Origin of the sequence: Bacillus sp. KICET-1, assembly GCF_027721405.1 — a bacterium.
In the GTDB taxonomy this organism is placed as follows: Bacteria; Bacillota; Bacilli; order Bacillales; family Bacillaceae; genus Bacillus; species Bacillus velezensis.
In genome coordinates this window covers 3,906,952-3,920,724 of record NZ_CP113515.1, presented here as the reverse complement: position 1 = coordinate 3,920,724, position 13,773 = coordinate 3,906,952, and the positions used below count along the sequence as shown (strand labels likewise).

Genomic DNA, 13,773 nt, shown 5'->3' with positions numbered 1-13,773 from the left:
GTTGGCTATGATGATGTAAAGAGTAATGATATTTCATTTTAGGAGAGATGGGCATGGATGTGTTCGCAAAATATGTATCAGGAATCGATAACCCGGATCACCGTCTCAAGGCAGAGGAAATTTTGTCGTGGACGGCTGGCCAATTTCCGAACTTAGAAGCGCAGATCAAGTGGAACAAACCGACATTTACCGATCACGGCACCTATATCATTATGTTTGCCGCGGCAAAAAATCATTTGAGCATTTTACCTGAAAAAGAGACGATGGAGCATTTTGCCGATGACATCGCTCAAGCCGGGTACAGCGCTTCTTCGCGCCTCTTCAGAATTCGATGGACTGATCCGGTGCACTATGATCTGCTAAAGAAGATCATCGAATTTAACATCAAGGAAAAAGCTGAAAATCCGGGGTTTTGGCGCTAGCGGACGTGATGTTGAAGGAGGAAGACATGGACGTTTTCAAAGACTATTTATCAAGTATCGACAGCCCTGATCATCGTCTGCGAATGGAGGAAATCCTGTCGTGGACGGCTGACCGATTTCCGAACTTAGAAGCGCAGATCAAGTGGAACACGCCGATGTTTACGGATCACGGCACCTTTATTATCGGCTTTGCGGCAGCAAAGCATCATGTAAGTGTTTCCCCCGAAGAAGCGGGAATTGCGCATTTTGCCGACGACATTGCCCGTGCCGGCTACAGCGCTACTTCCCGTTTGTTCAGAATTCAATGGACTGAACCAGTGCATTATGATCTGCTTGAACGCATGATTCAATTCAATATTCAGGATAAGGCGGACTGCTCAGCATTTTGGCGGAAATAATGAAAGAAATGTTAAAAAAACAACCCTGAGGAGGGCTGTTTTTTTATTGGAAACACATGATCAGCCCATTTTAATCAAGAAGCAATGGATGACGTACTATAAAAAATAAGGAGTACGAAGCAGTGAATGAATTTTATAAGGCGTTAACACATGTAAATAAAATTTTTTATGAACCAAATCACTTAACGATACATGATATTCAAGAAGAAGCTCAAAATTCAGAGTATGGGGCCGGTATGTTTCAACTGCATTCAAAATCAGTTCGATTCAGAGTCGCAAAAATAACGCCTAACAAGATAGGACAGTTTGTTGCTTTTTGGGAAAAAGATGGAGATGGTAAAAACCAAGCCTTTTCATATGAAAAAGCTGCTGATTTATTGGTTATCAATACTTTTGCCGGTAATCATCATTTTGGACAATTTGTTTTTCCAAAAGAAGTTCTTGTAAAGCAAAATATCCTTAAAACAGCCGCTGCAAAAGGAAAAATGGCAATTAGAGTTTACCCTAAATGGGAAAATCCCACTAGCAAACAAGCTATCAAAACACAAAAATGGCAGTTGGCATATTTTGTTGAGGCGAACGATGCAGATCGTTTTCCAGCACAAGACCTGTTAAAGCTATATTCTAACTAAAATTGGACAGCCCTGAGCCGGCTGACAGTATGTGAAGTTAACCGGTGCGTGAGTTGGAGAATAACGGGGAACCTCAACAAATGAGGTTCCTCTAATTGTTATATAGAAATCGACATTTTGAATGTAACAGAGTTTGTTTATTAAACGTAATCCAAAAAATAAGGGATTTGCGTATCCGGCAGACCCTCACGAAACGCACGATGTCAGAAATCGTGCGTTCAACATTCTTTATTTGACGACAGACATGCTGACGCTGCTGCCTGACACTGTCAATTTGGCAAAATCCTGTGTATCAATCACAGGGGTGACTGCTTTATTGTCGATCGAGATGTTCGTAAAGGCTGTTGAGAAGTTTGATTTGATGTAAGGGCGCTGATCCTCTGATGTGACCGCGACGGTGGCGAGCGCTTTCCATTTTGAGACAGAGCCTACATTTGTTTGGGCGAGTTCTGAGATGATGCGGCCGGTGTATCCGTCATTATTCGTGCCCCAATATGTGGCGCGGGTATTGCCGTTCAGATTTTTGTAAATGGTCAGCTGTACGGTGCTGCCGGGCCGGAAGCCTTTCGTATAGGTGAATTGGCTTTCTCCTTCCAGATACCGGACCTGGCCTTGCCCCTTTGAACCGACTTTCATGATCGGTTTCCATACATGATAGGTGTCACTGTACTGAAGCCCGATATCAGCCTCTGTGCCTCCGGTAAATCCTGAGTAAATATAGGCTGTCCCATTTGACACCTGAATCGAGCTTGGAAGCTGAATTTTCGTGACGAGAACTGAGCCCGTGCTGTTCAGGTAGGCCCTTCCGCCGATTCCTTTGCTGAGCTGGGACGCCGCTTCCGCCGTTTTGGGACTGATCACCCCCGGAATATCCGCCGTACATGCGCCGAATAGAACGGCTGTAGTGAGCACACCCGCAAGAAGCCCTTTTTTCATCATCATTTCTCCTCCTATCATCATAGTCAGATAGCGCTATCAATTCATATTATAAAAGGTTTTGGGAAAAATTCCATAAAAGATATACGGGCGGACGTAAATTAAAACTATTTTCCTATTTATCTTGTAAATGGAGATTATTTGAACTATGATATGTTCAGCAATACAGCATGATTCAGGAAAGGGGATAGGATAGAAATGAAAAAGACGGCAGCTGTGCTTTTGTCTTTCGGTCTGGTGTTCGGTTGTTCATACGGAGCGGGGCAGACGGCAGAAGCGAAAACAAAGGTAAAAACGTATCAAAACTGCAAGGCGCTGAATAAGGTGTATAAGGGCGGTGTGGCCAAATCGTCGAAAGTGAAAAACAAGGGCGGCAGAACAAAGTACAAGCCGTATGTATCAAAAGCGCTTTACAATGCAAATAAAAGACTTGACCGAGATAAAGACTATATTGCATGTGAGAAATAAAAAAACAAGCCTCTTTAAAGAGGCTTGTTTTTTTAAATGGATTCGGCGGTGACGGCGGTTCCGTATCCGATTAATTCGGATGTGTTCTGTCCTGCGGTCAGTTCGAACCGCAGGCCGACGATGGCGTTCGCTCCGAGCTGCTCCGCCTCTCTGATCAGGCGCTCTTTCACCGCTTTTTTGGAGTCTTCCAGCATTTCAGTATAGCTTTTCAATTCGCCGCCGACGACAGATTTTAAGCCTGCAAGCAAGTCTTTGCCGATGTGTCTGGACTGGACGATACTGCTTGTCACCAAGCCTTTCACTTCCGTAATCTGTTTTCCGGCGACGGTTTCGGTCGTTGTCATGATCATGCGTTTTTCCCCTTTCGTGTATCTTACCGCTATCTTACCATTTAAGCCGCCTTTTCGGCTGCGCCGATTTGTTTTTTTCTGACTGCGGCGCTGACTGCAAACATGACGGAAATGTTCAGAACCAGCGCGATGATGCCTGTATTCATATCCTTAACGATCTGCGGAAGAAACGGAAAGAGGGTTCCGATGGTTGATTCGGTCAGCGTAATGAAGGACACCGTTCCGACCCCGGCCGTTATGCCGGCAAAAGCGCCGTGGCTTGTGATGAAACGCCGCTTCGGCAGGCTGAATAAGAGTGCGGGGAAAAGCTGGGTGACAAGGCTGTAGCCCATTAAAAGCAAGGTGACGATGGTATTTCCGCCTTTCAGCGTAAAATATACGGATATCAGCGCGATGACGGGTACGGCGTATTTTGCGAGCCGTGAGACTTTTTCGTCAGTCGTGCCGGGCAGAATGGCTTTGTACACATTTTTGGCGAACAGCGTGCTTGAGGCCATTAATATCATTGAACCGGGTACAAGCGCCGTCAGAATGCCCGCCGATCCGATCAGTCCGACAAACCAGGGATCAAAGGTTTTCACAGACAGCTTTAATAAGGCGAGATCCGTGTCCGCCCCTTTTAAACCGGGCACCTGCAGAATCGCCGCAAATCCGGTAAAGATGACAAACAGCAGGACGAGCTGATAAAGAGGCATGATGATTGCGTTTTTCCGAAACACCCGCGGATGCTCCGCCGAATAGGAAGCAGCAAATGTATGGGGCCACATATAAAAGCCGAGAGCGGTCAGCAAAACCGTTGAGCTGAACCAGGAAACGCTCTGTCCGGTTTCCGGCAGCGTGAGAAAACCGGGTTTTGCGGCGTCAATTTGTTTGAACATTTCCGTAAACCCGCCATAGTAATGAATGGGCAAATAAATGCCTAAATACAGGACGATGCCTAAAATCATGATATCTTTAACGACGGATATCCACGCTGAACCGTGGATTCCTGATATCATCACATAAATCGTGATGGAGACAGCGCCGATCCAGACAGCGGCTGAGGGCGGAATCTGTCCGTATGACGTTGCTGAAACAATTAATCCGAGCCCTTTCAGCTGCAGGACGAGATAGGGGATGAGGGATGCGATGCCGACGAGCGATACGAGAATGCCGAGGAGCGGGCTGTTGTATTTTGAAATAAAAAAATCTGATTGCGACATCAGTTTGTGTTGTTTGGCGTAAGTCCACACGGCTGGCAGAAGCCAATATGACAAAATGTAGGCAAGGCAGCCGTACGCGATAATATAAAAGGCGGGGCCTCCTTTTCCGTAAGCCCATCCGCTTCCGCCGAGGAATGTAAAGGTCGTGTATATTTCTCCCGCCATTAATAAAAAGACAAACATCGTGCCGAAGCCGCGTCCGCCCACCGTCCATTGTTCAAGGTCCATATTTTTTCCTTTTCGGGCCCGGATTCCGAGATATACACAAAACAGGAGCACGGCGGCCATTACGGGAAATGCTGCGTTCATTCCGCCTCACCCGCCTTGTTTTCTTTGTCCAATTTGTAAACGGCGGCCATCAGAACGGAAGTCAGCACCGCCCAGATGACGACATACGCAAGAATGAAAGGCATTCCGAAAACATAAGGCGTCACCCGGTTGGCAAATGGAATGCCGACGAGAATTCCGAAAAAGGGCAGGGCGGCGAGAACATGAATCAGTTTCATAACATTCCTCCTTTTCATTGAAAACAGCGTGTCCCGATTATAAAGAAAATCATGTCGAATGTATAGTGTGAATAGTCTGAAATTTATCGACTGAAAAGGAAAAGCAGTCCCGGCTGCTTTTTAAATGGTCGCAAGAGACAGGTAATATTCCAATAAGGCGGTTACCTGTTCCCGTATTCTCGGGTTGAAATAACGGTGTTTTTCTTCATAGCCGTTAATGGTGCATATATAAAGCGTAAATGCTTCGTCTCTTTCCGCTTCGTATAGTTTAATTTTACGCTTTCTTAACTCTTTTCGAACATCACTCAAATCCTTTTGTGCTAATTTTAAAGAGCAGCCGATAAGCTGTTTATAGGGTTGTTTTAATTTGAACGGGCACGAATCAAGCGCTTCGAGGTCCCGGTTCAGGATGGCAGCCGCCATGGGCAGAAACAGCCCTTTTTCGATGAGATCGCGGGTGCCGCTCCGGATGTCAGGCATAAATACTCCTTCTTTCTTAAAAAAGAGAACGTTTGTTCTTATTTTATACTCGCTTACACGATATTTCAAGGCGGAAAATCTCGTAAACATTTTCGTTTTTTGGAGATAATGTGTAGAATAAGGATAGACAAACTCGTTAAGGAGTATAAACGTTGGAGCATTTTTTATCATATTTGACTGAGGAACAGCTGACGGAATGGTTCCAAAGCTATAGAGCTTTCGGCCCGGCGGCTGCGGCTGCACTGCCTTTTATTGAAGCGTTTCTTCCGTTTTTGCCGCTTGTTGTATTTGTGGTGGCGAATACGAATGCATTTGGTTTGTGGGAAGGTTTTTTTCTGTCGTGGCTCGGGTCTGCGGCAGGATCGATACTGATGTTTTATGCCGTCCGCCGTTTCGGACAGAAAAGAGCTTTCGGTTTCATCCGCAGGCATCAGACCATAAGGCGGATGATGCTCTGGGTTGAGCGGCACGGTTTCGGTCCGCTGTTTATTTTACTTTGCTTCCCCTTTACGCCGTCCGCTGCGGTTCATATCGTTGCCGGTCTGTCACGGGTGGGGGCGCTGCAGTTTATATCAGCAGCCGCTATGGGGAAAATGGTCATGATCTTTATGATCAGCTTTATCGGGTATGATCTTCACGCACTCATGACACAGCCTTTCAGGATGGCGGGCGCCATAACGGTGATCGGGGTGCTGTGGTATGCCGGAAAGCATATCGAACGGCGTTTACAGACGAGAATCAGTCAGCATGAGAAAGACGGAGGGAGACAGGAATCTTGAAAAAACGATTTTGGTTTATAGCCGGCGTGCTTATCGTTGTTTTGGCCATACAATTAAAGAATGCCATTTTTATTGATTATAAAGTCGAAGGAATCAGCATGAATCCGACCTTTAAACAAGGAAATGAGCTGATGGTCAACAAGTTTTCCCATCGTTACAAAACGATCCGCCGTTTCGATATTGTCCTGTTTAAAGGCCCGCACCGCAAAGTGCTGATCAAACGTGTCATCGGGCTCCCCGGCGAGTCAATCGCATACAGGGAGGATCAGCTGTATGTGAATGGAAAACGGGTGGCGGAACCGTTTTTAAAACCGTTAAAGTCATCATTGTCCGCCGGGAGCCATGTGACCGGTGATTATACGCTGAAGGAAACGACCGGGCGCAAAAGCATACCGAAGGGACAATACTTTGTTATTGGCGACAACCGCATATACAGCCTCGACAGCCGTCATTTCGGTCCGATTAAGGATAAAGACATTGTCGGAGTCATCAGTGAATCAGACGCCAAGTAAACGGCGTCTTTTTTTCGGAAATGATTGTAAAAAAGCAGAGGGAAGACTATAATGAAAATTGTTACGCGCGAAACAAAAAGGAGGCGTTTTATTTTTTGGTGATTTTGTTACTCGTGTAACAAAAAATATGAAAGAGGGCTGATGAGATGAAAACACAGGCTGCCATTATCGGGGGAGGTCCGGTCGGGCTTATGCTTGCATCAGAACTGGCGCTGGCCGGAGTGAAAACGACTGTTATTGAACGATTGAAGAAGACGGTGCCATATTCCAAAGCGCTTATTATGCATCCGCGAACACTTGAGCTTTTTGCCATGAGAGGCATATTGGAACGCTTTTTGGAAAAAGGGACGAAGGTGTCTTCCGGCCATTTTTCCATGCTGGATACACGGCTGGATTTTTCTCGGCTGGATACGAAGCAGAATTATTCGTTAATGCTGCCTCAGGCAGAAACGGAGCGGATTTTGGAGGAGTATGCATCAAGTCTCGGCGCAGACATCATCCGCGGGGCGGAAGCGATGGCTGTCACCCAGACGGATGACGGAGTGGAGACGGTGTTCCGGGACGAAAGCGGTATCCGCACTCTTCACAGCTTATATGCCGCGGGTACAGACGGAGCGGGGAGCATTGTCAGGAAACAGGCGGGCATCGCTTTTTCGGGCACTGATGCCGACTTAACAGGAACGCTCTGTGATGCCGCTTTGAAACATCCGCCCGAATCTTCCTTTTTTTCAACGTGCCGCCTGGAGGGATCGGTTGTGATTGTCCCTCTTACGGACGGACTTTTCCGCGTTCTCATCGTTTCTCCGCACGCTCCGCAAAAGCGGAAGGAAGAGCCGGTCACCGAAAATGAGCTGAAAGAAGACCTGCGGCGGATATGCGGCACTGATTTCGGATTGGGTGATCCGGTATGGATGTCGCGGTTCGGCAATGCCGAGCGTCAGGCCGAACAATACCGATCAGGCCGGGTTTTTGTGGCCGGTGATGCGGCGCACATTCATTTTCCCGCAGGCGGCCAAGGCCTGAATACGGGGCTTCAGGATGCCTTCAACCTCGGCTGGAAGCTGGCGGCGCAAATGAAGGGGAAAGCGGCGCCTTATCTTCTGGACAGCTATCATCAGGAAAGGCACAGCACAGGAAAAGAAGTATTGCACAATATAAAAACCCAGATAAAGCTCATGGATTTTACCGAGTCGGGGATGGCATTAAGAGAAACGATGACCGCTTTGCTGGATTTTCAGGAGTCCAACCGTTTATTGGCGGGAAAAGTATCCGCGCTTGATCTGCATTATGAACCGGATGCGGAGCTGCCGCCGCATATCCTGAACGGAAAACGCCTGCCGGATATCGAATTGATCCTTCATGACGGGCGGCCGGCCCGGCTGTATGATTTTCTTCATAAGGGCGCCTTTGTGCTTTTATCATTAAGAGGGAGCATTCATGCCGGTATTGATACGGACAGCGTGGCAGCTGTCAGGGCGGAGCTTGCTGAAACACGTGCCGATTGGGATGACGTCCACACCGTTTTAATCCGGCCGGACGGCCACGCGGCATGGGCAGCCGGCGGCTCGGGACGTGAAGCGGAAGAAGCTGTTCTGGCCGGTTTGGAGAGATGGGGATTCATCTGATACCCTTTTATGCGCCTGTGTGATTGTTTCTTGTGTAACAAAACGTTATAGTAAAAGAAACAATCAATACGGAAGGGTGATTCAGCAGTTGGACAGAAGACAGCCAGACCATGCAAAACACATGATTCTTGAAGGGCTGACAGATATTTTTCACGAGCAGGAGAGGTGTCAGGAGGACATCAGGGCGTCGTTGGCCGGACGGATGGACGAACTCCGTGAAGAAAACGGAAAAAAATTACAGCTGACCTTGACGGAAATTCACATTTTGTCGTGTATCGGAGATCATGAACCGATCAATGTCACGTCAATAGCGGAAAAAATGAAGACGACAAAGCCGACCGTGTCGAGAAGCTGCGCGAAGTTTTTGGAAGCCGGCTTTCTGCGCAGGACCCGGCTGAGCGACAATAAAAAAGAAGTCTATTTCCGGCTGACTCCTGCCGGGAAAGAGCTGCATTCCCTACATCATGAATATCATGAATTGATAAAAAAGCGGCTCTTGGCGTTTTTAGACCGCTATACAGATGAAGAACTGTTATTTGCTGAACGGCTGTTCCGTGATCTTTCAGCAAACTGGCGGTCTGTAAATGGCGGCGGAGAGCTGTTCAAATAAAAAACACGCATATGAATGCGTGTTTTTTTATTCGGATCATGTTCCTCTTTCTGCCCGGCCTCTTTCGCCGTGTGCCCGTTTCAGCTGAGAAAGGTGGTGCAGCAGCCGATAGAAGGGCGGAAGCATGGCGATGACGAGAACGATCCGGATGACCTGAACCGCGACGACGAAAGTCGAGTCTTCGTGCAGGGTGATCGAAGTCGCCGCCATCTCGGCGATCCCTCCGGGAGAAAAGGCGAGAACAGATGTAATCATGGAGATGCCCGTTAATTTAGAAACCGCAACCGCGCTCAGAATCATGGCGGCGATTAATCCGACCGAAGAAATAAATCCGACGGTCAGCACTCTCGTCACGCCGGTGAACATGCTTTTGTACATTTTTGATCCGATTATGGCGCCGAGAAAAATTTGTGACAGCTGGTTCGCTTCCGGCGGCCACCAGGCCAGCATGTCTTTGCCTGCCAAGGCGGACACGCCGATTTCCGCAGCAGCAACGCCGATCATGCTGCCGAGCAGCCAAGGGGCGGGAAATTTCAGCCGTTTTGCGCCTTTGCTTGCAAGCCAGGCAGCCAAAATAAATCCGGCCGTTAACAAGACGGGAATAAGGCCCGGGTGTGAAGCTCCTGCCGAAACGGCTCCGGCTGATGTCTGAGCCGTACCGTTTTGTTTGGTAAATAAGAAAATGACGAGAAACGGTATTGTCATGACGACCAAAAGGACGCGCGTCAGCTGAATAAGGCTTACAATCGCGGTGTTTGCGCCGACTTCCTGGGCGATACCGGGCATGGCGGATAAACCGCCCGGCGCCGTGCCTACAAAGCTTGTCATCATGTCCGTCCGGCTGAACCGAAAGAGCGCATATCCGGAAACAAGCGCCATCACGATAGAGAAAATCAGCATGAAGCCTACCGGAAGCCAATGCTCCCGTAAAACCGACAGAACGGACAGGTTCAGTTTCTGGCCGAGTTCGATGCCGAGGATCATTTGTCCCGCCGCAAGCCATCTGCGGTGAATCCCTCTTCTGTCAGGCGCCATGAACAGCCAGCGGGGCCTCGTCATGGAGAGGATGCAGCCGGCGGCCAGCGTTCCGAGCATCCAGGCGATCGACATCCCTGTAAGCGAAAGAAGAAACCCCCCTGCCGCACTGATGAGAATAAACCAGATATCCGTAAGGAGATGTTTGTCTTTCTTCAATGAAAACCCTTCTTCCTGAAACATTCATATTAAATTGTTAAGCTCGTTAACCTTACTATTACTATAGTATAGATTTTGAGATAAATAAATAATGAATTATTTCTCATAATCCATTCATTTTTCTTATCACAAACATAAAAAAAGCTCCGGAGATGGGTGAGTGCACCCTACTCCGAAACCTCGCCCGCTTTTCCTTTCCACACAAAGGTCAATCCCAGACCGAGAAATAAAACCACACCTGCGAACAGAAACGGGAAGTGAATATTCATATCAAATAAAATACCGCCCAGAGCCGGGCCGAAAATGGTGCCCAAACTCGTGTATGTTGAGTTCATACCGGCAACAAACCCCTGCTGATTTCCTGCGATTTTCGATAAATAAGTAGTCAGTGCCGGGCGCAGTAAATCAAACGCAAGGAAAATGATGCAGGTGACAGCGAGCACGGGCAAAAATCCTGACATCACCGTAGAAACGAAAGCCAGCACAGCGCCGATGATCAGACAAAGCTGAATGACTTTTTTCTCCCCGAGGAAGTTGACAAGTCTGCCGAATGCGAGCACTTGAATGAGGACCGCCACAATGGAGCTGAACGTAATAATAATGGCGATATCCTTTGGAGTGAAGCCGAATTTATGGTTTGTAAATAAGCTGAATACCGTTTCGTACGCCGACAGCCCGAATGCCAAAACAAAGACGATGATAAAGGCGATCAAGTAGCTTGGATGAATCGACTTTTTCAAATCTTTTAAGAAGGTTGATTCTTTGACGCTTTCCATCTGCTTTGCGCGTTCTTCTTTAGTTAACGGCTCTTCCAGCATAAAGACAGAGGAAATCACTGCGATAAATGCAATTCCCGCCGCAAAGAAAAACGGCATTCGAACGCCGTGATCGGCAATAAATCCTCCTATGCCGGGCCCGATGATAAACCCTGTGCTGATGGCGGCAGATACATAGCCCATCGCCTTCGATCTTTCCTGCACCGTCGTAATATCTGCGACATACGCTGTAACAGCGGGCATGATAAAAGCGGCACTGATGCCCCCCAGCACCCTTGCGAAATATAAAATGGAGACATGTGTGCCCAATCCGAAGGTCAGTTCGGATAATGCGAACAAAAACAGTCCGGCGAGAATCATGATTTTTCTGCCGAAGCGGTCAACCCATCTCCCCGCAATGGGGGATGCAATTAATTGCGCGACGGCGAAGGCAGCGACAAGGTATCCCATTGTGCTGCCCGTCAAGTGCATCACATTCATAAACAGCGGCATAACGGGAATGATCAATCCGATGCCTAAAAACGCAATAAATATGTTGCTTAATAAGATGATGAGTACAGCCTTTTGTTCTCTGATCGGTTTTTGCATGTTGTTTCTCCTTTGTCAGCTGTCATTCTGTTTATCAGCGCTGATCGACCCGTGAATAAACGCGGAGATGGCTTCTTTTTGCAATTCGATTCTTTGCTGAATGGTATCGTTTTTATATAGCACATCTAAACCGTAGAAGACGGATAGCAGGATTTTCACTTTTGATTCGACATGATGAATGGACCAGCTGCCGTCTTGATTTCCCTCTTCTAAGATCTCCCTCATCACATCGTCATATTCAATATCAATTTTGTTGAGCCGCTTTACGACCTCCTCTGACGTAAACGCACTCGCATAAAACTCTTCACTTGCTCTCATAAGCGGGTAATTAATGCTCATCCGGCTGAGCAGCTCCGCAAAGCCCGCCAGTTTTTCGGCAGCATCTTTCAGATCAGCTTCCATTTCCCTCCACGTCTCGATCATCACGCGGTGATCCTCTTCCATGATATGAAGAAACAGAAACTCTTTTCCTTTAAAATGGTGATATAGATTGCCTTTACTGATTTCGGCCGCCTCTAAAATATCCCGAATCGATGTTTCTGAATATCCTTTTTTTGCAAATAAGTCACGCGAAGCGGATACGAGCCTGTTCTTCGTCTTTTCGCTCTTTCCGGCACCGCCTTTTGTATTTGTCACTTCACACAGATCCTTTCCGCCTCATTCATATCGTTGTCCCGGCAAAGCGGGGCTCGGTTCGTTTAAAACCGACCAGTTGGTTTATTTTATTATAAAGGGTTTTTGCTGATTATACAATGAAGAAGGTATCCATTGTTTAGAGGGAGTATAAAACGGCTCGAAAAGTAAACCCCATTCTCTCATGTTGAAAGAACGGGGTTTGTCAGCGGTCTGAAGACTCCCGGCGGGGGAGCGTGATCTGCCTGAACCGTTATTTGCCGGTATTTACCTCGGTGTAGCTTGTGTTCGGCGCGTTTGATACCGTTCCCCCTGTATGGTGGAAAGGAGAGTGGGCCATATCGTATAAAAACCAGACGGCATGACGCTGCTCGTCAAATGCTGTGCGGGCAAATAACCGCTTCGCTTCCGGATGCACCGCTCTATCGGATGCCTGCAAATAAAAATCATTCGTTTTCTGCTCATCATAAAACGCCGCCCTCAGTCCTTCTCTGTATGTGTGCGGACAATGCTCCGTCTGTTTCGGCGTCAACTGTTTTCCGGTAATTGACGTATACAGTGAAGAGAAAGCGTGCAGGTGGCGCACTTCTTCCTCTCTGATATGTTCGATTCGTCTTCTGATTTCTGCGGTCGGCGCTTTTTCGGCTAATATTGAGTAGCAAATCACAGCGCTGTATTCACCGTTTATGGATTTTACCAGATCCTTTATAAGCACAGAATCGTCACTGCAGATGGCTGTATAATGAAAAAAATTCTCGTGCATTGGACTCACCCCCGAATGTTTATAGGGTATTATACGGCGGCAGCCCGTGACATGTGCGGATGTCATTTTTATTCTTGATCTAGCGGCGATGTAATATGGTCGTCGTATGTGTCGACAAAAAGCCGGCCGTTGCTTCCGCGCACAGCGTATACAACGTCTTCCGGTTTGAGGTTTCTCTTGTCCAATTCTTCTCTCAGCCATTTTTCCGATACGTGGTTTTCTTCCAGGTTTTTCACCACCAGCCGGCCGTCCATAATCAGCTCAACGGCAAAGTTCTTTTCATGTCCGGCAAAAATGCCGAGATCCTGTCTTGTAACGGGCGCAAATTCCGGTTTGACCTCCACTGACATGCTGCCGTTTGTTTCAATGATGGCAGTCTGAACCTGAGAAATGTCAAATACGTCATTTACACGCAGCTGCTGGTTCAAGTAGTCGATGGTATAACGCATCGTTTTCATATTATGCTCAAGTATTTTACCGTTTTGAATGATAATGGTCGGTTTGCCTGCAAAGAAACCCCTAAGGACCCTGTTTTTCATAGAAAGATATGCGACAAGGTAAATGATTGCCACGAAAATAATGTAGGCAATGACATGATAATGAATCGGCAGCTTTGTATTAAACGACAGATTTGCCGTGATGGCGCCGAGCGAGATGGCCGCAATGAAATCAAAAAGCGTCATCTGTGAAATGGTTTGTTTACCGAGTATCCGGGCGCCGATAAACAGAATGCTGAACGACAGAGCCGTCCGTACAATTACTTCGGGATATTCTGACATCATCATTAGTCCTTTTTTCTTTATTTTGGTCAAAAACGAAATTTTTTAAAACAGTCATCCCGTTTTTACCAGCAGATGAGATTGGTCATTTTCGTCAACTTTCGATAAAATGTAGAAAGA

The 13,773-nt window shown here is 47.3% G+C and carries 18 protein-coding genes; 8 read left to right on the top strand and 10 right to left on the bottom strand.

Going from position 1 to position 13,773, the window contains the following annotated elements; all coding sequences use genetic code 11:
- The first annotated feature begins 53 nt into the window (after nt 1-53).
- From OVA33_RS19655 to OVA33_RS19645, 3 genes are all read left to right on the top strand, one after another.
- A complete protein-coding gene (locus OVA33_RS19655) occupies nt 54-422 on the top strand; it encodes an iron chaperone (RefSeq protein WP_012117235.1) in 369 nt (122 codons plus the stop codon).
- 26 nt (nt 423-448) lie between these two features.
- A complete protein-coding gene (locus OVA33_RS19650) occupies nt 449-820 on the top strand; it encodes an iron chaperone (protein WP_017417402.1) in 372 nt (123 codons plus the stop codon).
- Between the two features lie 122 nt (nt 821-942).
- On the top strand, nt 943-1,452 hold the full coding sequence (locus OVA33_RS19645) for a MepB family protein (RefSeq protein WP_123117709.1): 510 nt from the start codon (nt 943-945) through the stop codon (nt 1,450-1,452).
- 228 nt (nt 1,453-1,680) lie between these two features.
- Here the strand turns inward: OVA33_RS19645 and OVA33_RS19640 are convergent, their stop codons facing one another.
- Entirely contained in the window at nt 1,681-2,391 is a 711-nt protein-coding gene (locus tag OVA33_RS19640; RefSeq protein ID WP_017417404.1) for a YrpD family protein, read from the bottom strand.
- Nucleotides 2,392-2,586: 195 nt separating this feature from the next.
- On the opposite strand from OVA33_RS19640, the gene OVA33_RS19635 reads away from it, so the two are divergent.
- Nucleotides 2,587-2,856, top strand: coding sequence for an excalibur calcium-binding domain-containing protein (locus OVA33_RS19635; protein WP_003155168.1), 270 nt, complete (start codon nt 2,587-2,589; stop codon nt 2,854-2,856).
- A 32-nt stretch (nt 2,857-2,888) separates the two neighbouring features.
- On the opposite strand, the gene OVA33_RS19630 is transcribed toward OVA33_RS19635, so the two are convergent.
- From OVA33_RS19630 to OVA33_RS19615, 4 genes are all read right to left on the bottom strand, one after another.
- A complete protein-coding gene (locus OVA33_RS19630) occupies nt 2,889-3,206 on the bottom strand; it encodes a YbjQ family protein (protein WP_003155166.1) in 318 nt (105 codons plus the stop codon).
- A 41-nt stretch (nt 3,207-3,247) separates the two neighbouring features.
- A complete protein-coding gene (locus tag OVA33_RS19625) occupies nt 3,248-4,717 on the bottom strand; it encodes a sodium:solute symporter family protein (RefSeq protein WP_017417405.1) in 1,470 nt (489 codons plus the stop codon).
- Complete coding sequence (locus OVA33_RS19620; RefSeq protein ID WP_017417406.1) at nt 4,714-4,914, bottom strand: DUF3311 domain-containing protein; 201 nt, start codon at nt 4,912-4,914, stop codon at nt 4,714-4,716. The genes OVA33_RS19625 and OVA33_RS19620 overlap by 4 nt, the downstream gene beginning before the upstream one ends.
- Nucleotides 4,915-5,034: 120 nt before the next feature.
- Entirely contained in the window at nt 5,035-5,394 is a 360-nt protein-coding gene (locus tag OVA33_RS19615; protein WP_017417407.1) for a YhjD family protein, read from the bottom strand.
- A gap of 152 nt (nt 5,395-5,546) precedes the next feature.
- Between OVA33_RS19615 and OVA33_RS19610 the strand changes: the two genes are divergently transcribed.
- From OVA33_RS19610 to OVA33_RS19595, 4 genes are all read left to right on the top strand, one after another.
- Complete coding sequence (locus tag OVA33_RS19610) at nt 5,547-6,173, top strand: TVP38/TMEM64 family protein (protein ID WP_017417408.1); 627 nt, start codon at nt 5,547-5,549, stop codon at nt 6,171-6,173.
- Nucleotides 6,170-6,685 (top strand): signal peptidase I, encoded by a 516-nt coding sequence (gene lepB / locus OVA33_RS19605; protein WP_003155158.1) that lies wholly within the window; start codon nt 6,170-6,172, stop codon nt 6,683-6,685. The genes OVA33_RS19610 and lepB overlap by 4 nt, the downstream gene beginning before the upstream one ends.
- Nucleotides 6,686-6,831: 146 nt before the next feature.
- Nucleotides 6,832-8,310 (top strand): monooxygenase, encoded by a 1,479-nt coding sequence (locus tag OVA33_RS19600; RefSeq protein ID WP_128974048.1) that lies wholly within the window; start codon nt 6,832-6,834, stop codon nt 8,308-8,310.
- An 88-nt stretch (nt 8,311-8,398) separates the two neighbouring features.
- Nucleotides 8,399-8,920, top strand: a complete 522-nt coding sequence (locus OVA33_RS19595) for a MarR family transcriptional regulator (RefSeq protein WP_012117244.1) — start codon at nt 8,399-8,401, stop codon at nt 8,918-8,920.
- 36 nt (nt 8,921-8,956) lie between these two features.
- On the opposite strand, the gene OVA33_RS19590 is transcribed toward OVA33_RS19595, so the two are convergent.
- From OVA33_RS19590 to OVA33_RS19570, 5 genes are all read right to left on the bottom strand, one after another.
- On the bottom strand, nt 8,957-10,114 hold the full coding sequence (locus tag OVA33_RS19590) for an AbrB family transcriptional regulator (RefSeq protein WP_025649559.1): 1,158 nt from the start codon (nt 10,112-10,114) through the stop codon (nt 8,957-8,959).
- 167 nt (nt 10,115-10,281) lie between these two features.
- On the bottom strand, nt 10,282-11,478 hold the full coding sequence (locus OVA33_RS19585; protein ID WP_017417411.1) for an MFS transporter: 1,197 nt from the start codon (nt 11,476-11,478) through the stop codon (nt 10,282-10,284).
- A 15-nt stretch (nt 11,479-11,493) separates the two neighbouring features.
- A complete protein-coding gene (locus OVA33_RS19580) occupies nt 11,494-12,114 on the bottom strand; it encodes a TetR/AcrR family transcriptional regulator (RefSeq protein WP_017417412.1) in 621 nt (206 codons plus the stop codon).
- A 250-nt stretch (nt 12,115-12,364) separates the two neighbouring features.
- Nucleotides 12,365-12,874, bottom strand: a complete 510-nt coding sequence (locus tag OVA33_RS19575; RefSeq protein WP_007610501.1) for a ferritin-like domain-containing protein — start codon at nt 12,872-12,874, stop codon at nt 12,365-12,367.
- A 68-nt stretch (nt 12,875-12,942) separates the two neighbouring features.
- Nucleotides 12,943-13,656, bottom strand: coding sequence for a DUF421 domain-containing protein (locus tag OVA33_RS19570; RefSeq protein WP_082997809.1), 714 nt, complete (start codon nt 13,654-13,656; stop codon nt 12,943-12,945).
- Nucleotides 13,657-13,773 lie beyond the last annotated feature (117 nt).